Consider the following 18,819-nt stretch of genomic DNA (forward strand, 5'->3'; position numbering starts at 1 on the left):
CCTCGGACGGGTGTCCAACGCAGGTCACGAGCTACGCTGAGGTGCTCCGGCGCCGACGAGGGGCCCGCCCGTGACCAGCACGAACGACACCAGCACGACCGCGAGCGGCCCGACCGCGGCGGGTTCGACCGCGACGGCTGACCGCATCGCGCGGCGGCAGGTGGACAAGTTCTCCGAGCGCCGTCGCCGGCTCGCCGACGCGGCGCTGCTGACGCTGTCCGAGCGCGGCTACGCCCGCACGAGCCTGCGCGAGATCGCGAAGGACTCCGGCTTCTCCCACGGGGTGCTGCACTACTACTTCCGCGACAAGGTCGACCTGATCACCTACTGCGTGCGGCAGTACAAGGCCCACTGCGTGGAGCGCTACGACGGCATCGTGGCGACGGTCGACGACCCCGAGGCGCTGCTGGCCGGGGTCGCGGACGCCCTCGCGGGGACGCTGGCGCAGGACACGATGATGCACCGGCTCTGGTACGACCTGCGCACCCAGTCGCTGTTCGAGGAGTCGTTCCGCGCCGACGTCGCGGAGATCGACGGCAGCCTCGAGCGGATGATCTGGCGGACGGTCGACGCGTACGCCGGGCTGGTCGGCCGGACGCCGTCGTGCGACCCGTCGTTCGCCTACGCCACCGTCGACGGCCTGTTCCAGCAGGCGCTGCTGCGCCACCTCGCCGGGTCGTCGGACGCCCTCGACGGTCTGCGCGCCGGCGTCCGTCGTCAGCTGCCGACGCTCGTCGCCTGAGGGGTCACGCCCCGCGCGGCGCCGCCCCCGACGCGACCTTCTTGCGCAGCTCGCCGACCTCGGTGGCCGTGAAGCCGTGCGCGCCGAGCCACTCCCGCACGGTCTCGCCGTCGGGATGGCGGGTGGGGACGACGTTGTAGACGTAGTTGAGCTGCCGGGACGCGGCCTCGCGCTCGAGGTTCTCCAGGACGAACGCCCCGACGCCGGTGCCGCGCGCCTCCGGCGCGGCCACGATCAGGATCTCGGCGTCGCCCCACGTGTCGTCCAGGCGCCCGTAGCCCACGGGCGCGCCGGCGTCGTCCTCCACGCGCCACCACGTGTCCCCGAGGTGCTGGCCCACCTCGGGGTAGCCGAGCCCGAAGAGCGTCGGCGGCAGGTCGCCCAGCGCCGCGGCCTTGCCCTGGTCCCAGCGGGGTTCCTGCTCGGCGATCCACTGCCACGTCATCGGGTCCTCCAACGTTCTACAGCTCTATGCACTGGCGTCGAATTCTCGTAGAGTGTGGTCCGCACGACAAGAGAGGACCACCACCGTGACCGTTCTCGAGGACGCTCCGGCCGCTCCGCAGGCTGCCGGTGCCGACGCTCCGCCGCAGGTCGACTTCGACACCGACCCCTCGCGCTACCGCCACTGGCGGTACGAGGTCGAGGGTGAGACCGCCTGGGTCTACCTCGACGTCGCCGAGGACGGCGGGCTGGTGCCCGGCTACGAGCTCAAGCTGAACTCGTACGACCTGGGTGTCGACATCGAGCTCTACGACCTCACCCAGCGGCTGCGCTTCTCCCACCCCGAGGTGCGCAGCGTGGTGCTCACCAGCGGCAAGGAGTCCAACTTCTGCGCCGGGGCGAACATCCGGATGCTCGCCCAGTCGAGCCACTCCTGGAAGGTGAACTTCTGCAAGTTCACCAACGAGACCCGCAACGGCATCGAGGACATGAGCGCGCACTCGGGCCAGACCTGGGTGGCCGCGCTCAACGGCACCGCGGCGGGCGGCGGCTACGAGATGGCGCTCGCGTGCGAGACGATCCTGCTGGTCAACGACCGGTCGAGCGCCGTCGCGCTGCCCGAGGTGCCGCTGCTCGGCGTGCTGCCCGGCACCGGCGGCCTCACCCGCGTCACCGACAAGCGCCACGTCCGCAAGGACCGCGCCGACATCTTCGCCACCAAGTCCGAGGGCTTCCAGGGGCCGAAGGCCGTCGACTGGAAGCTCGTCGACGAGACGGTGTCGCGCAAGCAGTGGGACGTCACGGTGCGCGAGCGCGCGGCGGAGGCCGCGGCGGGGTCGCACCGCCCCGTCGGTGGTCACGGCATCAGCCTGCCGCCCCTGGCGCGCGAGGTCACCGCTGAGTCTGATTCTTTGGCTTCCATCCGCTACCCCAACGTGCGCTGCGACATCGACCGCGGCGCACGCACCGCGACGATCACGGTGCTCGGCCCGGAGCCCCACGCCGTGCCCGAGTCGCTCGAGCGCATCCACGCCCTCGGCGCCGACTTCTGGCCGCTGGCGATGACCCGCGAGCTCGACGACCTGATCCTGCGGCTGCGCACCAACGAGCTCGAGATCGGCACCTGGCTGGTCAAGACGCAGGGCTCGATCGAGGGCGCGCTCGCGTTCGAGCGGGTCATCGCCGAGCACTCCGGCTCCGACTGGCTCGTCAACGAGATCCGCCACTACTTCAAGCGGACGCTCAAGCGCCTCGACGTCACGAGCCGCACGCTGATCGCGCTGATCGAGCCCGGCAGCTGCTTCGCCGGCGCCCTGCTCGAGCTGGCCCTCGCGTGCGACCGGCAGTACATGCTCGAGGGCACGTTCGAGGACCACGACGAGGAGCAGGACCCGGCCCAGCTCGTCCTCACCGCCTCGAACTTCGGCACGTTCCCGATGGGCAACGGCCTGACCCGCCTGCAGTCCCGCTTCTACGGCGACGACGAGACGCTCGCGGCGCTCGAGTCCGGCTCGCGCTTCACCGGCGCGCAGGCCGAGGAGGCCGGCCTGGTCACCGACGCTCCCGACGACATCGACTACGAGGACGAGATCCGCATCCTCCTCGAGGAGCGCGCCTCCCTGAGCCCCGACGCCCTCACCGGCATGGAGGCGAACCACCGTTTCGTCGGCCCGGAGACGATGGAGACGCGGATCTTCGGCCGCCTGACCGCCTGGCAGAACTGGATCTTCATCCGCCCCAACGCCTCGGGACCGGAGGGCGCGCTGCGCCGCTACGGCACGGGACGCAAGGCCGACTTCGACCACCAGCGTGTCTGATTCCCGGGAGTAGTGACCACACCATGACCTCTGCACGCCCGAAGATCGACTTCGATGCGAAGATCCCGAACAACGTCGACCTCGCGTCCGACCGCAAGCTCCAGCGCGCCCTCGAGCGCTGGCAGCCGAACTTCCTCGACTGGTGGGGCGACATGGGCCCGGCCGTCGACACCAAGGACGTCTACCTGCGCACGGCGGTCGACGTCGGCCGTGAGGGCTGGGCGCACTTCGACCACGTCCCGATGAACGAGTACCGCTGGGGCGTCTTCCTCTCCGAGCACGACCCGGACCGCAAGATCGCCTTCGGCGAGCACAAGGGCGAGCCGGTCTGGCAGGAGGTGCCCGGCGAGTACCGCGCCGACCTGCAGCGCCTGATCGTCATCCAGGGCGACACGGAGCCCGCGTCGGTCGAGCAGCAGCGCTTCCTCGGGGCCACCGCGCCGTCGCTCTACGACATGCGCAACCTGTTCCAGGTCAACGTCGAGGAGGGCCGTCACCTCTGGGCGATGGTCTACCTGCTGCACGCCTACTTCGGCCGGGCCGGGCGCGAGGAGGCCGACCAGCTGCTGGCCCGCAACTCCGGCTCGGACGACTCGCCGCGCATCCTCGGGGCCTTCAACGAGGAGACCCCGGACTGGCTGTCGTTCTTCATGTTCACGTACTTCACCGACCGGGACGGCAAGTACCAGCTCGGGACGCTGAAGGAGTCGGGCTTCGACCCGCTCTCGCGCACCTGCGAGTTCATGCTCAAGGAGGAGGCCCACCACATGTTCGTGGGCACCACCGGCATCGACCGCGTCGTCACCCGCACCGCGCAGCTGATGAACGAGCACGACTCCGAGGAGGTCGCCGGCGCCGGCGGCATCCCCCTGGACATGATCCAGAAGTACATCAACTTCCACTACACGGTCTCGCTGGACCTCTTCGGCAACGAGTCGTCCACCAACGCCGCGAACTACTTCACCGCCGGCATCAAGGGCCGGTGGCAGGAGGAGCGTCGCAAGGACGACCACCTGCTCACCGACGACGCCGGCGCCGTGGACGCCGTGCGCGACGGGCAGATCACCACCACCGAGGTGCCGGCGCTGCTGGCCCTGAACCAGGACCTGCGCAGCGAGTACATGAGCGACTGCCGCGGCGGGCTCAAGCGCTGGAACCGCATCCTCGAGAAGCACGGGATCGACGCGCGACTGTCCCTGCCGCACGTCGGCTTCAACCGCCAGGTGGGCGCGTTCGCCGGCAGCCACATCACCCCCGAGGGCAAGATGATCTCGGCGGAGGACTGGAAGGCCCAGGAGTCGAACTGGCTGCCCACCGACGTGGACAAGACCCACGTGCGCGGGCTCATGCACCCCGTCCTCGAGCCGGGGAAGATCGCCGGCTGGATCGCCCCGCCGTCCAACGGGATCAACGACAAGCCGATGGACTTCGAGTACGTGCACTTCAACTGAGCGTCACCCCGCTCGGGGCGAGCTGGGGGCTTTCCTGACGTTGAGTGCCAGCGTGGCCCCCACGCTTGCACTGGACGTCAGGAAAGCCACATCCTCGCCGTCACCACCCGTCACGCCGACCACCACGGAGCTGGCGCCCATGTCGGAGTCGTTCAACGCCACGGACTACCTCGTCGGTCGTCGTCTGGCGGCCGGTGAGGGCGACCGGGTGGCGGTGCGGGCGCCCTCGCGCACGCTGACCTATGCGGAGCTGGACGCCGAGGTCGGGCGCGTGGCGGCGGGGCTGGCGGCGCTGGGCGTCCAGCCCGAGCAGCGGGTCGTCATGTGCATGGTCGACGAGGTCGAGCTGTTCACCGGCATCCTCGCGACGATGCGGCTCGGCGCGGTGGCCGTGCCGGTGTCGACGATGCTGCGCGGCCCGGAGCTCTCGGTGCTCGTGGCCGACTCGCGCAGCCGGCTCGTGCTCTGCTCGCAGACCTTCGCCGACGTCACCCGCGCCGCGGTGCTCGCGGCGCGGGAGCGGGGCCGCGACGTCGGCGAGGTCGTCGTCACCGGCGACGACCCGTCCGGCTTCGGGCCCGAGGTGGGCTCGCGCACGTGGGCCGAGATGCTCGCCGCCGGCGACGCGCTGGGCGGCACCCCGCCGGCGTACGACACGTGGGACGAGTCCCAGGCGCTGTGGCTCTACACCTCGGGCACCACCGGCAAGCCCAAGGCCGCGATGCACCGCCACGCCGACATCCGGATGGTGTGCGAGACCTACGGCCAGCAGGTCCTCGGCATCCGCCCCGACGACCTCTGCCTCTCGGTGGCCAAGCTGTTCTTCGCCTACGGCATCGGGAACTCGATGTTCTTCCCGCTGTCGGTGGGCGCGGCCGTGGTGCTGGAGCCGTCACGGCCGACCCCGGCGCTGCTCGCCGAGCTCGCCGCGCGGCACCGGGTGACGATGTTCTTCGGTACCCCGAGCTCCTACGGCCCGCTGCTGGTCGCCGCCGAGTCCGGACAGATCGACGCCGCGGCCTTCGCGACCGTGCGCCGGGGTGCTTCGGCGGGCGAGGCGCTGCCCGCCCGGATGGTGAACGGGATGCGCTCGGTGTTCGGCGTCGAGGTGCTCGACGGCATCGGGTCCACCGAGGCGCTGCACATCTACCTGTCGAACCGGCCCGGCGAGGTCGTGCCCGGGACGTCGGGCGTGCCGGTTCCCGGCTACGACGTCGAGATCCGCGGCACCGACGGCAGGCCCGTCCCCGACGGCGAGACCGGGACGCTCTACGTGCGCGGCGACTCGATCTGCACCGGCTACTGGTGCCGCACCGCCACCAACCGCCTCGTGTTCGAGGGGGAGTGGCTGCGCACCGGCGACACCTACGTCCGCAACGCCGACGGCACCTACACCTGCCTCGGGCGCACCGACGACGTGCTCAAGGTCGGCGGCATCTGGGTCACGCCGGCCGAGGTCGAGGAGCGCCTGGTCGCGCACCCGAGCGTGGCCGAGGTCGTGGTGGTCGCGGTGTCGGACGACGACGGCCTCGACGTCCCGGTGGCGTGCGTCGTCCCGGGCGAGGGCCACACCGTCGACCCCGAGGCGCTCGTGGCCTGGTGCCGCGAGGGCCTGGCGTCGTTCAAGCGCCCGCGCCACGTCATCGCCATCGACGAGGTCCCGCGCACCGCGACCGGCAAGGTCCAGCGCTACCGGCTGCGCGAGCTCGCCGCCGAGCGTGTCGGCGCGGGCCGCGCCCTGCAGGCGGCGCTCTAGATGGCCGGCGACCGCAGCGACCGGACCGACCCGCTCGCGACGGCCGACCAGCCGCCGACCCAGGGCGAGCCCGACCACCGCCCCACGGTCGGGCCGGGCGGCGACGTCCCGGGCGCGGTGCGGGGCTCCGACCACGAGGAACCGATCGACGGGCCGGAGCCCGAGCCGGAGAGCTGACTCTCAGTCGGCGAGGTTGCTCATCCGGCGAGCCGCTTCGCGGGGTCGGACGGCGCCGCGTCGAGGGCGACGAGGGCGTCCGACCAGTCGTCGAGCTGCTTGGTGATCCCGGGCAGGTCGGGGCCGATCGCGTCGACCACGGACTGCTGCATCGCGTCGGTCCGTCCCTCGAGGTCGGCGCGATGGCGCAGTCCGACAGCGCTGAGCTCCTGGCCCTCGAGCAGCCCGCGGCGACCCAGCCCGGCGACCGCGGCGTCGATCTGCGCCGGGCTCCACCCACGCGACGCCGTGTAGGCGCCGAGCGGATAGCCGCACCAGAGCTCGGTGAGCACGTTCATCTGCACCGCGTCGAGCCCGTCCACCGCGCACACGGCGAGGTGCGAATCGCCGCGGTGCTCGCGCAGGACGTGGGACGCGTGGACGACGCCGGCGAGCGGGTCGGCCGGCCACGGCTCGGTCGTCAGGCCGGTGAACAGGGGACGGGCGGTGCGGCCGGCGGCGTCGATGCCCCGGCGCAGGCCCTCGACGACGGACGCGGCCTCGGCGTCGACGTCCCCGAGCAGGCGGCGCAACGTGGCGCCCGGGGCGTCGATGCGCACCCGGACGAGGTCGGCGAGCGGCACCGCGGCGACGCCCGCCTCGTACTCGGGCCCGACGAGGTCCGGCGCGAAGACGCCGAGCGCCTCCACCGCGACGGCCGTCGGCGGTGTCCCCAGCGGCGCGGTGCGCTCGCGGACGTAGGCCGCGAAGTAGTCGTCGAGGCCCAGCCGCGCGTAGCCCTCCGCGGCTTCGGGCGACCAGATCGACAGGCACGCCAGCGGCTCCATCGCGTCCCGCAGCGCGCGGGCCGGCGAGGGATCGCGCCCGGCGGGCGGGTCGACGGGACGGGGACGGTCGGGCGGGGCGAAGAACAGGCCGCGCATCGTCAGGTAGTCCACGGGGTCTCCTCGGGTTCGTCGTCGAGGGCGTTCCAGACGACCCCGGCCGAGACGGCGTCCGGCGCCGACAGGACGCCGTGGACGCGGGCGACCTGCGCGACGAGCCGCTCCGGCTCGCGCTCGTGGACGGCCGCTTCCTCGCGCAGGACCGCCGTGACGACGTCGGCGACGCCGCTGACCCGCCAGCGGCACAGCGACGTCGCGAGCACGCGGGCGGTGCGCCCCACGAGGGCGAGCACCTCGGGCCGCGCGCCGGTGATCGTGATGCGGTCGGGGTCGCGGAGGACCGGCCGGGTGAGCGCGCTCCAGGCCCGCAGCGCCAGGCCGCCCGCAAGGGGGTCGGGCGGGGTCGCGCCGTTGGCCTCCGTCTCGCGCAGGGAGAGCAACAGCCCCGAGACCTGCTCGAGTGCCACGACCCACTCGCGACGCGTGCCGGGCGGCGTGGAGGTGTGGTCAGCCGCGTCGTCGGCGGCGGAGCGCGCGTGCGGAACCGCCGCCTCCCGATGCTGGACCGCCTGATCGTCGTCCCCCATCGATGCCCCCCCCGACGCGCCCGAACGGCCCACTGCGGGACCGTCGTCGACGGACGGTAGAGCGCTTCGGTCGCTCTCTGCATCGGGGAAACCCCCCGGATGTCCGGTATCCCCCGAACGCGCAGCGGTACTGGTGACGGAGAGTCTCCTCGGTGGGCGCGGCGGGGCATGCCTCAGCGACGAGCTCCTGTGCGGGGCGCTGTCGGAGTGCAGTCGGACGGACCGTGGGCTATCCGCCCGTCTCGTGGACCGGCGAGCTCACCGGTCACGCGGCGGCGCGGGTCGCCGACCTGCTCGTCGGCCTGGCCGAGGCCCTGCCCGACGACGCGCTCAGAGCGCCGACGCGAGCTCCGGGTACCAGGCACTGACCGTGAGGTCGAGCTCGGCCAGGTCGGGGTGTCGGAAGAGCAGGGACTCGTCGGGGCTCAGCCGCTGCGGGTGGCGTCCGCCGGTGGGGCAGCCGTCCTCGTGGCGGATCGGGTAGAGCTTCCAGACCCGCACGGACTCGCAGTAGTGGCACTCGCCAGTGATCATCGGGAACTCCGGGCACGTCGGCGATCTCGGGGGAACGACCCCGTCGCGTCGACGCTGAGCGCGGGACCGCCCGTGAGTGTGGTGCCCGAACGTGCCCGTGCGATCCCGTCCCGTGACCGCGCCCACCCTGTGACGCGCGCCCACCCGTGAGCGAAGTTCACGGCTATGACCGAGAACTTCGCTCACGTGGGGGTCAGTCGCCCAGCTCCGCCAGCGCGGTCTCGGCCTGCACGATGATCGCCTCGGGGCCCGTGACCTCGTCCGGGTCGGCGTCGGCGCCCATGTCGCCCGCGCGGTAGCGGGTCCAGACGCCGGCGTGGATGCACGCGGCCCGCCAGCGCGCGAAGGCCAGGTAGTAGGCGATGTCGACGTCCGCGCCCGTCGCCGCGGTGTAGCGCTCGATGAGCTCGCCGCGGGTGGGGTAGCCGCCGGCCGGGGTCGGGCTCGGGAGGGCCTCGGGCACCGTGTCGCCCGGCTCGGTCCACGACACGAGCAGGTGCCCGAGGTCGCAGAGCGGGTCGCCGATCGTCGCCAGCTCCCAGTCGAAGACGGCGACGGCCTGCCCCTCGGGGGAGTAGGCGATGTTGCCGGGCCGGTAGTCGCCGTGGACGATCCCCACCGCGCCCTCGGGGACGCGCGCGGCGAGGGCGTCGTGGGCCGCGTCGAGGGCGGACAGGTCGTCCATCGCCGACGAGTGGGCCTGGCGGTGCCAGCGCTTGAGCTGGCGCGCGACGAAGTTGCCGGGCCGGGCCAGGTCGTCGAGCCCCACCTCGCCGGGCTCCACCGCGTGCAGGGCGGCGAGGACGTCGATCGTCGAGGTGCCGACGACCGCGCGCGCCTCCTGCGGCACCTTCTCGCCGGACTCCGTGTCGTTGAGGACCTTCCCGGGCGCGAAGTCCATGACGTAGAGGTCGGCGCCCCAGACGTCGTGGTCGTCGCAGAACGCCCGCGGCGTCGGGACGGGGACGTCCGTCGGGTTGAGCGCGGAGAGGAACCGCCACTCCCGGCCCATGTCGTGGGCCGTCTCCAGCACCCCGCCCAGCGGCGGCCGCCGCAGCGCCCACGCGTGCCCGGCCTCGTCGGTGACGCGGTAGGTCAGGTTGGAGCGCCCGCCGGCGATGCGGGTGAACTCGAGCGCGCCCTCGATCTCGTCGATGTGGTCGCGGAACCAGCGCACGACGACGTCGGGGACCTCCTCGGCGCTCACGACGCACCGCCCGGGCGCAGCACGATCTTGCCGACCTGGGTGTTGGACTCGAGGTGACGGTGCGCGTCGACCACCTGGTCGAGGCCGTCGAACACGCGGTCCACCTGCGGGGAGAAGGAGCCGTCACGCAGACCGGCGCCGACGAAGGCGCCGACGCGGCGGAGCCGCTCGGGATCGTGGGTCATCGCGAACAACGTATAGGTCCGCATCCACAGATCGGGCAGCGTCTCGGCCGGGAACGGCGTCGGCTGCCCCGAGAGCAGGCCGTGGATCGTGACGGTGCCACCCGCCGCGGTCGCCCGGGCCAGGTCGGCGACGGCGGGACCCGCGACGGCGTCGAAGACGTGCTCGCAGCCCCGGCCGTCGGTGATCTCCAGGACGCGCTCGACGAGGTCCTCCTCGCCGGTGGCGACGACGTGTGCGGCGCCGGCGTCGCGCAGCTGCGGCGCCTTCGAGCTCGACCGGCTGGTGGCGATGGGGACCGCGCCGACGCGGTTCGCCACCGCGATCGCCGCGAGCCCCACGCTCGACGTGGCGGCGGTGATCAGGACGTGGTCGCCGGCCCGGAGCCCGCCCGTCTCGACCAGACCGCCGTACCCGACGAGGAACGGCATCCACACCGCGGCGCCGTCGACCCAGCTCGTCGCCTCCGGCAGCGGCACGAGCGCGCGGGCGGGGACGACGGCGCGGTCGGCGTAGACGCCGTAGTCGTTCATCGAGAACGCCGGGACGACGCTGATCCGGTCGCCCACCGACCAGCGCGTGACGCCCTCGCCGAGCGCGGCGACCGTGCCCGAGCACTCGTAGCCGAGGCGGGCCGGGAGCTGCGTGGCCTCGATGTACTCGCCGCGCCGGAACATCGACTCGGCCCGGTTGAGGCCGATGGCGGCGACGTCGACGGCCACCTCGCCGGGCCCCGGGGCCGGGTCGGGTTCCTCCTCGATCCGCAGCACATCGGGGTCGCCGAGCTCGGAGAACCGCACCGTCCTCGTCATGAGCGCAGAGCTTGCCGCCTCGACGATCACGACGCACGGTCTGTCGCCGCGCCCGCCGCGGGTCTACCGTGACTCGTGACCGGATACGAATTCCGGTCACGAGTCACGAGTCACGAGGAGGTCCCGCGTGAGCCGGGTGGCACGGATGCTGGACGCGGCGGGGGAGCTGCTGCTCGCCCACGGCTACCGCCGGGTGACGATCGAGGACGTCGCCCGTCGCGCCGGCGTCGGCAAGGGCACCGTGTACCTGCACTTCGCGAGCAAGCTCGACCTCTTCGCGGGGGTCCTCGTCCGCGACTCGATCGGCACGACGCGCGACCTGCTGGCCGCACTGCACGCCGATCCACGCGAGGCCGCCCTGGACGCGACCCTGCGCTCGACGTTCCTCGCGGTGCACCGCCGGCCCCTGAGCCGGGCGCTGCACACCGGTGACGTCGAGATCCTGGGCGCGGTCGTGACGGACACCAAGGCGGGCCTGGAGGTCGTCACCGACAAGACGGAGTTCGCGGCCGAGCACTTCGCGATGCTCCACCGCCACGGCCTGCTCGCCGACGACCCCGCGACGACGCCGGACCTGACCTACCGGCTGCGCGCCGCGGTGCTCGGCTTCTTCCTCGACGACCTCGTGCCCACCGACGGGATGGGTCTCGTGGCCCGGGCCGACGCCCTGGCCACCCTCGTCCGCGCGGGGTTCACCCCGCCGGGCGAGCCCGACCCGGCCGCGCTCGCCGCGGCCGCGCCCGAGCTCGCCGCGCTCTACGAGCGCACCATCCACCACCTCACCTCGGCCCTCCCGGAGGAGCCATGACCACGCACCCCGATCTCGACCTGCCTCCTGACCTGCCTCCTGACACTGCCGACCTGCCCGTCCTGCTCGACTGGCTCGCCGCACACCGCGCCGACGCCCCCGTCTGGCGCGACCGCTACGGCCTGCACCACGTCTTCCGGCACGCCGACGTCGAGGTCGTCCTGCGCGACGTCGCCACCTTCAGCTCCGACTTCTCGGCGGTCATGCCGGGCTCCGAGGCGATGAGCAAGGGGATGCTGACGCGGCTCGACCCGCCGGAGCACAAGGCCCTGCGGCACCTGGTCAGCGCCGCGTTCACGCCCCGTCGCGTCGCGGCCCTGGAGCCCCGGATCCGGGAGCTGACCCGGTCGATGCTCGACGGGGCGGGCGCGTCGTTCGACCTCGTCGACACGCTCGCGTTCCCGCTGCCGGTCACGGTGATCGCCGAGATGCTCGGGCTGCCCGCCTCGGACCGTCCCCGCTTCCGCGGTTGGGCCGAGGGCCTGTTCTCGATGCAGGTCGACGACCCGAAGGAGGCCGTCGTCGACCCGGAGGTCCGCGCCGCGATGGACGAGATCACCTCCTACCTCGGCGACTGGTGCCGGGCACGGCGCGCGGACCCCACCGACGACCTCATCTCCGCGCTGGTCACCGCCGAGGTCGAGGGGCGGCGCCTCGACGACGAGGAGGCCGCCAACTTCTCGATGCTCCTGCTGCTCGCCGGGCACATCACCACGACGCTGCTGCTGGGCAACGCGGTCCGGGTGATCGACGAGAACCCGGGCACCTGGACAGGGCTGCGCGCCGAGCCGTCGACGATCCCGGCCGTCGTCGAGGAGGTGCTGCGGCTGCGCCCGCCCTTCCCGATGACCGCCCGCGCGACGACCCGCGACGTCGAGATCGCGGGGACGACGGTGCCGGCGCGGTCGATCGTCATGCCCTGGCTGCTCTCGGCGAACCACGACCCCGACGCCCACCCCGACCCCGAGCGCTTCGACCCGACGCGCACCGGCATCGGCGGCGGCTCGCAGCTCGCGTTCGGGCACGGCATCCACTTCTGCCTGGGCGCCCCACTGGCCCGACTCGAGGCGCGCGTCGCGCTCGAGGAGATGACCTCACGGTGGGCTGGGCTGTCCGTGGGCGAGGGGGAGCAACGCCCGTACACGGGTCGTGTGCTCGGGACGCGGCGGCTGCCGGTGGTCGCGACCTGATCGGGTGACCGCCACCCCCGGTGACCGAACGTCGATTACCGATCACGACCAGTCACTATGACCCGGTGTCCCGTGCCGCGCTCGCGCGCTTCGTCCTCGGGGTCGCCGTCGCCGTGTGCGCCTCGGCCGCCGTGTTCACCCTGGTGACCCTGCGCGGGCCCGTGGTGGCCGCCGTGCCGGCACCCGATCCGGCCGCCGTGCTGAGCGGCCCGGCGGCCGCGCCGGTGGGCGAGCGAGTGGTCGTGCAGACCGTGGTCGACGCGGTCACCTTCGACGCGCGCCTGCCCGACGGCGGGCCGGTCGTCCGGGTGCGCGCCCTGGGCGTGCAGCCGCCCGGCGCCTGCTACGGCGCGCAGGCCAGGGCGTTCGCGGCGCAGGTGCTCGACGGCCGCGCGGTGATCCTGGGCGCCGGGGCGGGACCTGCGACCGACCGCTTCGACCGCCGGCTCGCGGCCGTGGCCCTCGTCGGCGGCGCCGACTACGCGGTGCTCGCCTCCGAGGCCGGCATCGCCCGCGCCTACGCCGCCGATGCCCGGCCGGAGGCCATGGCCCCGGTCCGCGCGGCGCAGGACCGCGCCCGTGCGGCCGAGCGCGGCGTCTGGGGCGAGCCCTGCCGCGGCGCGGAGACGACGAGCAGCGCGCCCGGTTCCTGACGTGCCAGCCCTGCGTCCACGCTGACACTCAAGGCCAGATCAAGGGGAGCACGCCGATCGGGCCACATGGTCGCGAGCGCGACACGCCGTGCGGGCTCACCTCGAGCTCAGAGGACCTTGCCCGGGTTGAGGATGCCCTGCGGGTCGAGGGCGGCCTTGACCGCGCGCTGCATCGCCAGCACCTCGGGGCTCTGCTCGCGCTGGAGCCCCTCGCGCTTGAGCAGCCCGACGCCGTGCTCGCCGGTCACCGTGCCCCCGAGCGACAACGCGTCGGCGAGGATCTCCTCGAACGCGGCCTGGGCGCGCCGGCGGGCCGGCTCGTCGCCGACCGGGGTGATCAGCAGCGGGTGCAGGTTGCCGTCGCCGGCGTGGGCGAGGTTGGCGATCGTCGTCTCGTAGCGGCGCCCGATGTCCTGGATGCGCCCGAGCATCTCGGGTACCGCGGCCCGGGGCACGCAGACGTCCTCGGTGAGCACCGGGCCGAGGCGCTCGAGCGCCGGGTACGCCAGCCGGCGGGCGGCGAAGAGCGCGTCGGCCTCCTCGGCGTCGGCGGCCTGCGCGGCGAACGTCGCGCCCGCCGCCTCGAAGTGCGCCAGCATCTCCGCCGCCTCGGCGTCGCCCGCCGCGCCGGGCGCGTCGGAACGCCCGAGCAGCACGACGTCGGCCTCCGCGGCCAGCCCCATGTTCTTCCACGCGTCGACGGCCTCGAGGCACGTGCGGTCGACCAGCTCGAGCGCCGACGGCGTGAGCCCGGCCGCGGTGATCGCGGCGACCGCCCGGCCCGCGTCGACGACGGAGTCGAAGTAGCCCGCGACCGTGTGCTCGGGCGCGCGGGCGGGACGCAGCTTCACGGTGACCTCGGTGATCACCCCGAGCGTGCCCTCGGACCCGACCATCAGCCCGGCGAGGTCGAGCCCCGCGACCCCCTTGGCGGTGCGGCGGCCCAGGCGCACCAGCTCGCCGAGCCCGTTGACGACCTGCATGCCGAGCACGTAGTCGCGGGTGACGCCGTACTTGACGCAGCACAGCCCGCCGGCGTTCGTGGCGACGTTGCCGCCGATCGTCGACCAGGGGGAGCTCGCGGGGTCCGGCGGGTACCAGAGCCCGCGCTCGGCGCAGGCGGCGCGGAGGTCGTCGTTGACCACACCGGGCTGCACGACCGCGAGGCGCTCGGAGCCGTCGATCTCCACGATGTCGGTCATGTGCTCGGTGGAGAGCACCACGGCGCCCTCGCTCGCGTTCGCCCCGCCCGAGAGGCCGGTGCCCGCGCCGCGCGGCACCAGCGGCGCGCGGTGCTCGAGGCAGGCGCGGACGACGGCCTGGGCCTCCTCGGACGTGCGCGGGCGCGCGACCGCCGCGGGCACCGCGTGCGGCGCCCACTCCGCGTCGTCGTGGGCGTAGCTCGCCAGCACGTCGGGGTCGTCGAGCACGTGTCCGGCGGGCAGCGCCGCCAGGAGCGCTCCCACGACGGGGGCCGGTGTCGCGGCCGGAGGTACGGCGGTGGTGCTCATGGCGCGCCCCTTCGTCGGGTCGGTCGATCCACGGTAACCGCGGTCGGGCGTCCACCGAAGGGGCGACGTGACGCCACCGCACACACCGAGTGAGAGCGCAGGCACGCACCGTGCCAGGATCGTCCCGTGTCGCGCCCGATCGCCCGTCTCGCCCTGCTCGTCGGCGGAGCCGCCCTCGTCGCCGCCTGTTCCGGACCCGCGGACGCCGCGGGCCCGCTGGTCACCGAGGGCGCCCTCGCCACGCCTGCCCAGGGGGGGCCGGCGCTGACCTACGCGCCGGCCACCGCACCCGAGGGGGCGCAGGTCGCCCTCGAGGTCGTGCCCGGCGACGGGTCGACGACGGCGACCTTCCGCGTCACGGGGATGCTCCCGGACCGCGGTTACGCCGTGCACGCGCACGTTCGCCCGTGCGGGACGGCCGGCAACGACGCCGGCCCGCACTTCCAGAACCGCGTCGACCCGGCCGCGACCCCGCAGGCCCCGTCGTCCGACCCCGCCTACGCCAACCCGCAGAACGAGGTCTGGCTGGACCTGCGCACCGACGGCGACGGCGCCGGGACGGCGACGACCACCGTGCCGTTCGCGTTCCCCGACAGGGCGCCGGCCTCGGTCGTCGTGCACGAGAAGGAGATGACGGCGACCGCCCCGGGCCAGGCCGGCACCGCGGGCGGACGTCTGGCGTGCCTCACATCGACCTGGCGCTGACCGCCCCAGCGGCTAGCGTTCCCGCTCGATGAGCGCCGGACCGACCCTGACCGTGTGCCGCGACTGCTGTTGCGGCACCTCGCGCAAGCACCCCGGCGTCGATCACCGCGCCCAGCTCGACCGCTTCCGCGGCGCCCCCGGGCGGGTCCGGGTCAGCGACTGCCTCGACGCCTGCGCCTACTCCAACGTCGTCGTGGTGTCGCCCTCGCCGGCCGGCCGCGCCGCCGGCGCCCGCCCGGTGTGGCTCTTCGGCGTGCTCGACGACGAGACCGAGGCGGAGGTCGTCGCGTGGGTCGAGGCCGGCGGCCCCGGGGTGGCCGAGCCGCCGGGCCTGCTCGACCTCCGGATCTTCACGCCGGCCCGGAAGGTCCGCGCCGCCGTCGACTGAGCCCCGACGGCCGTGTAAGAGGGTCACATGACCGACGAGCAGCGCGTGGCCGTGCTCCAGGAACCCGAGCACATCACCGTCGAGACCCGCCCGGTGCCGACGCCGGGCCCGAGCGAGGTGCAGGTCGCCGTCCGCGCCGTGAGCGTGTGCGGCTCCGACGTGCACTACTACGACCACGGGCGCATCGGCGGGTTCGTCATGCACGCCCCGCTGGTGCTGGGTCACGAGACGTCGGGCGTGGTCAGCGCCGTCGGCGACGGCGTCGAGGAGCCGGTCGTCGGGACGCGGGTGGCCGTCGAGCCGCAGCGCAACTGCGGCCGCTGCGAGCAGTGCGTCCGCGGGCGCTACCACCTCTGCCCATACATCTCGTTCTTCGCGACGCCCCCGGTGGACGGGTCGTTCGCGCAGTACGTCGTGGTGCCCGCGAACCGGGCCCACCCGGTGCCCGACGCGCTCTCCGACGACGCCGCCGCGATGATCGAGCCGCTGGCCGTCGCCGTGCACGCGGCGGGCAAGGCCGACATCGGGCCCGGGACGCGGGTGCTCGTCACCGGCGGCGGCCCGGTGGGTCTGCTGTGCCTGCAGGTGGCGCGGGCCCGCGGCGCCGAGCACGTGACGGTGTCCGACCCGGTAGAGCGTCGGCGGGCGGTGGCGCGCGACTTCGGGGCCGACGCCGTGCTCGACCCGTCCGTGCAGACCGCGCAGGACGTGCCGCCGGTCGACGTCGTGCTCGAGTGCAGCGGGGTGCAGCCGGCCGTGGACCTCGCGGTCGCCGCGACGGCCCCGGCCGCGACCGTCGTGCTGGTGGGCACGGGCGCGCAGGTCACGCTGCCCCTCGACGTCGTCCAGTCCCGCGAGCTCGTGCTCAAGGGCGTGTTCCGCTACGCCCACGTCTACCCGGCGGCGATCGCGCTCGCCGCGTCCGGCGCCGTGCGTCTCGACGACATGGTGACCTCGCACCACGACCTCGACGGCGCGGTCGACGCGCTGCTCGCGGCCCGCCGCGACCCCGATGCCATCAAGGCGGTCGTGCGTCCGGGCTGAGAGACACCTCCGGCGAGACACCTCCGGCCGGGCCGCGCGTGGCGGTCCCGGCCGGAGGTGGTGTGGTGCGGAGGGTCAGGCGGCGACGGCGTTGCTGACGGCCTCGGACGCCCGGCGGGCGATGCCGCGGATCTGGTCGCCGGGACGCTGCTGCTCGCTGGCCTGCGCGGAGAGCACGACGATCGCGCCGGTGAGCGCGGGGATCGCGTACTGCAGGGCGTGCAGCTGCCGGTTGGCGCGGGCGACGTCGACGGGCAGCGACTCGGCTGCGGCGCTGACGGACTGGCCGACGCGCTTGTCGGCCTCGCGGACGGCCTCGGCCGCGTCGCTCGCCCCGCCCTGCTTGGCGGTGTCCGACGGCACCGGCGAGGTGGTCGACGACGAGACGCCGTTCGACTGGTGGATCACGGCGTCCTCGACCTTCTTGCCGACGAGGCGCGTGTAGGCCGAGGCGGCGAGGGCGGCCGCGGTCAGCGCCAGCTTGGCGTTGACGGTGCCCGTGTGGCCCTTCTGCGCCACCGCCCGCTTGCGGTTCTCCGCGAGCAGGCCGGCGCCGCCGACGACGTGGGCACCGATGGCCAGTGTGTTCACCGGGCTCCACTTGGCCCAGCCGATGCTGGAGACGCGGTCGGCGGTGCGGCGGTCGCCCGACTCCTCGGCCGCGGCGTTCAGGCCGGCGAGGCCGAACAGCGAGCCGCCGAACCAGGCCGCGAGGCCGACGTCGTGCATGGCGTGGAGGACGGTGTTGCGAGTGCTCATGAGGACTCCCTCGTGTCAGGACACGTCAGAGCGCCGCGGGACCATCGCGGATGTCGTGACGGGGGTGGCGGACGGACCGCCGGACGGGGCTGAGCTGCTCAACCCGTTGCGCCTGGGCTATCCGGTCAGGCGCCGCGCAAACCGTCCTCGGGGCGTCGGTAGCCACCTCGGGGAGTCGGGTAGCCGACCGCGTGCAGCCTTCCGCAGATCAGGGGCGCCCGGTGGCGCTCGTCCTCGGAGCGAGCCGGGGGCTCGGCTTCCTCCTGGCGCAGGAGCTGGGTCGGCGGGGCCACGACCTCGCCGTCGTCGCCCGCTCCGCCGACGGCCTGGAGGCGGCGCGGACCGACCTCGAGGCCACGGGGGCGACGGTGCTCGCCCTGCCGGCGGACCTGTCGTCGCGACCCGGCGCCGAGGCCGTCGTCGAGACCGTCGCGCAGCGGTTCGGGCGTCTCGACGTCGTGGTGGCGAACGCCGGCATCATCCAGGTCGCGCCACTGCGCGCCCTGGACGCGGGCGACATCGCCACCGCGCACGACGCGATCTTCTGGAGCGCCGTGTACCCCGTCATGGCGGCGCTGCCGATCCTGCGCCGCGGTGGCGGCGGGCGGATCGTGGTGATCACCTCGATCGGCGGGAAGATCCCCACGCCGCGGCTGCTGCCGTACACGGCGGCGAAGTTCGCGGCGGTCGGGTTCGCGGAGTCGCTGCGTACCGAGGCCGGGCGCGACGACATCACCGTGACGACGGTGGTGCCCGGGCTGATGCGCACCGGGTCGACCCGCAACGCGCTCGTCGGCGGTGACCGGGAGGCCGAGCTGCGGTGGTTCACCGCGCTGGCGTCGCTGCCGTTGCTGTCGATGGACGCCGGGGCGGCGGCCCGCCGGATCGTCGCGGGCGGGCTCGCCGGGCGCCCCGAGGTCGTGCTGACGCCGGCGGCGAAGGTCGGGCTGCGGGTGCACGGGATCGCCCCGGGGCTGACACAGAGGGCGCTCGGCCTGTTCGATCGCCTGTTGCCGGAGCCGGGGGAGGCGCTGCCCGAGCCGGGTCACACGCTCCCCGAGCAGCCCTGGTGGCAGCGCCTGCTGACCACGCTCGACCGCCGCGCCGCCGTCCGCCACCACGAGCTCGACGACGAGATCCCGCGCCGCTGACCCACGTGCGTGATCT

The 18,819-nt window shown here is 73.9% G+C and carries 20 protein-coding genes; 12 read left to right on the forward strand and 8 right to left on the reverse strand.

All coding sequences use genetic code 11. The features are described 5' to 3' along the window. The first annotated feature begins 145 nt into the window (after positions 1-145). Complete coding sequence (locus tag OG774_RS01080) at positions 146-742, forward strand: TetR/AcrR family transcriptional regulator (protein ID WP_328310712.1); 597 nt, start codon at positions 146-148, stop codon at positions 740-742. Positions 743-746: 4 nt separating this feature from the next. Here OG774_RS01080 and OG774_RS01085 read toward each other — a convergent pair whose 3' ends face one another. Beyond that, positions 747-1,187, reverse strand: coding sequence for a GNAT family N-acetyltransferase (locus tag OG774_RS01085; protein ID WP_328306099.1), 441 nt, complete (start codon positions 1,185-1,187; stop codon positions 747-749). 85 nt (positions 1,188-1,272) lie between these two features. On the opposite strand from OG774_RS01085, the gene boxC reads away from it, so the two are divergent. From boxC to OG774_RS01105, 4 genes are all read left to right on the forward strand, one after another. Then, positions 1,273-3,003, forward strand: coding sequence for a 2,3-epoxybenzoyl-CoA dihydrolase (gene boxC, locus OG774_RS01090; RefSeq protein WP_328306100.1), 1,731 nt, complete (start codon positions 1,273-1,275; stop codon positions 3,001-3,003). Between the two features lie 23 nt (positions 3,004-3,026). Further along, positions 3,027-4,454 carry a benzoyl-CoA 2,3-epoxidase subunit BoxB gene (gene boxB, locus OG774_RS01095; protein ID WP_328306101.1) on the forward strand — a complete coding sequence of 476 codons (1,428 nt, stop codon included), beginning with the start codon at positions 3,027-3,029 and terminating at the stop codon, positions 4,452-4,454. Positions 4,455-4,593: 139 nt separating this feature from the next. After that, positions 4,594-6,210 (forward strand): benzoate-CoA ligase family protein, encoded by a 1,617-nt coding sequence (locus OG774_RS01100; RefSeq protein WP_328306102.1) that lies wholly within the window; start codon positions 4,594-4,596, stop codon positions 6,208-6,210. Then, positions 6,211-6,387 carry a hypothetical protein gene (locus OG774_RS01105; RefSeq protein WP_328306103.1) on the forward strand — a complete coding sequence of 59 codons (177 nt, stop codon included), beginning with the start codon at positions 6,211-6,213 and terminating at the stop codon, positions 6,385-6,387. A gap of 20 nt (positions 6,388-6,407) precedes the next feature. Here the strand turns inward: OG774_RS01105 and OG774_RS01110 are convergent, their stop codons facing one another. From OG774_RS01110 to OG774_RS01130, 5 genes are all read right to left on the reverse strand, one after another. Next, a complete protein-coding gene (locus tag OG774_RS01110; protein WP_328306104.1) occupies positions 6,408-7,325 on the reverse strand; it encodes an SCO6745 family protein in 918 nt (305 codons plus the stop codon). Next, entirely contained in the window at positions 7,313-7,738 is a 426-nt protein-coding gene (locus tag OG774_RS01115) for a hypothetical protein (protein ID WP_328306105.1), read from the reverse strand. Before OG774_RS01115 ends, OG774_RS01110 begins: the two co-directional genes overlap by 13 nt. 450 nt (positions 7,739-8,188) lie before the next feature. Next, positions 8,189-8,392 (reverse strand): hypothetical protein, encoded by a 204-nt coding sequence (locus tag OG774_RS01120; RefSeq protein WP_328306106.1) that lies wholly within the window; start codon positions 8,390-8,392, stop codon positions 8,189-8,191. A 193-nt stretch (positions 8,393-8,585) separates the two neighbouring features. After that, positions 8,586-9,599 carry a phosphotransferase family protein gene (locus OG774_RS01125; protein WP_328306107.1) on the reverse strand — a complete coding sequence of 338 codons (1,014 nt, stop codon included), beginning with the start codon at positions 9,597-9,599 and terminating at the stop codon, positions 8,586-8,588. Beyond that, a complete protein-coding gene (locus OG774_RS01130; protein ID WP_328306108.1) occupies positions 9,596-10,594 on the reverse strand; it encodes a zinc-dependent alcohol dehydrogenase family protein in 999 nt (332 codons plus the stop codon). Before OG774_RS01130 ends, OG774_RS01125 begins: the two co-directional genes overlap by 4 nt. A 127-nt stretch (positions 10,595-10,721) precedes the next feature. Between OG774_RS01130 and OG774_RS01135 the strand changes: the two genes are divergently transcribed. From OG774_RS01135 to OG774_RS01145, 3 genes are all read left to right on the forward strand, one after another. After that, entirely contained in the window at positions 10,722-11,402 is a 681-nt protein-coding gene (locus OG774_RS01135; RefSeq protein WP_328306109.1) for a TetR/AcrR family transcriptional regulator, read from the forward strand. Beyond that, entirely contained in the window at positions 11,399-12,592 is a 1,194-nt protein-coding gene (locus OG774_RS01140; protein WP_328306110.1) for a cytochrome P450, read from the forward strand. The genes OG774_RS01135 and OG774_RS01140 overlap by 4 nt, the downstream gene beginning before the upstream one ends. A 65-nt stretch (positions 12,593-12,657) precedes the next feature. Beyond that, positions 12,658-13,245, forward strand: a complete 588-nt coding sequence (locus tag OG774_RS01145) for a thermonuclease family protein (protein ID WP_328306111.1) — start codon at positions 12,658-12,660, stop codon at positions 13,243-13,245. Between the two features lie 107 nt (positions 13,246-13,352). On the opposite strand, the gene OG774_RS01150 is transcribed toward OG774_RS01145, so the two are convergent. Next, on the reverse strand, positions 13,353-14,756 hold the full coding sequence (locus tag OG774_RS01150) for an FAD-binding oxidoreductase (protein ID WP_328306112.1): 1,404 nt from the start codon (positions 14,754-14,756) through the stop codon (positions 13,353-13,355). A gap of 126 nt (positions 14,757-14,882) precedes the next feature. On the opposite strand from OG774_RS01150, the gene OG774_RS01155 reads away from it, so the two are divergent. The 3 genes from OG774_RS01155 to OG774_RS01165 are packed head-to-tail and all read left to right on the forward strand — an operon-like array spanning position 14,883 to position 16,893. Beyond that, positions 14,883-15,461, forward strand: coding sequence for a superoxide dismutase (locus OG774_RS01155; protein ID WP_328306113.1), 579 nt, complete (start codon positions 14,883-14,885; stop codon positions 15,459-15,461). A gap of 28 nt (positions 15,462-15,489) precedes the next feature. Continuing rightward, positions 15,490-15,849 carry a hypothetical protein gene (locus OG774_RS01160; RefSeq protein WP_328306114.1) on the forward strand — a complete coding sequence of 120 codons (360 nt, stop codon included), beginning with the start codon at positions 15,490-15,492 and terminating at the stop codon, positions 15,847-15,849. A 27-nt stretch (positions 15,850-15,876) separates the two neighbouring features. After that, positions 15,877-16,893, forward strand: a complete 1,017-nt coding sequence (locus OG774_RS01165; RefSeq protein ID WP_328306115.1) for an NAD(P)-dependent alcohol dehydrogenase — start codon at positions 15,877-15,879, stop codon at positions 16,891-16,893. A gap of 75 nt (positions 16,894-16,968) precedes the next feature. Here OG774_RS01165 and OG774_RS01170 read toward each other — a convergent pair whose 3' ends face one another. Then, entirely contained in the window at positions 16,969-17,652 is a 684-nt protein-coding gene (locus tag OG774_RS01170; RefSeq protein ID WP_328306116.1) for a hypothetical protein, read from the reverse strand. A gap of 221 nt (positions 17,653-17,873) precedes the next feature. Here OG774_RS01170 and OG774_RS01175 point away from each other — a divergent pair, with 221 nt between their 5' ends. Next, positions 17,874-18,803 carry an SDR family NAD(P)-dependent oxidoreductase gene (locus tag OG774_RS01175; protein WP_328306117.1) on the forward strand — a complete coding sequence of 310 codons (930 nt, stop codon included), beginning with the start codon at positions 17,874-17,876 and terminating at the stop codon, positions 18,801-18,803. Positions 18,804-18,819 lie beyond the last annotated feature (16 nt).

Origin of the sequence: Actinomycetospora sp. NBC_00405, assembly GCF_036044095.1 — a bacterium.
Lineage (GTDB): Bacteria > Actinomycetota > Actinomycetes > Mycobacteriales > Pseudonocardiaceae > Actinomycetospora > Actinomycetospora callitridis.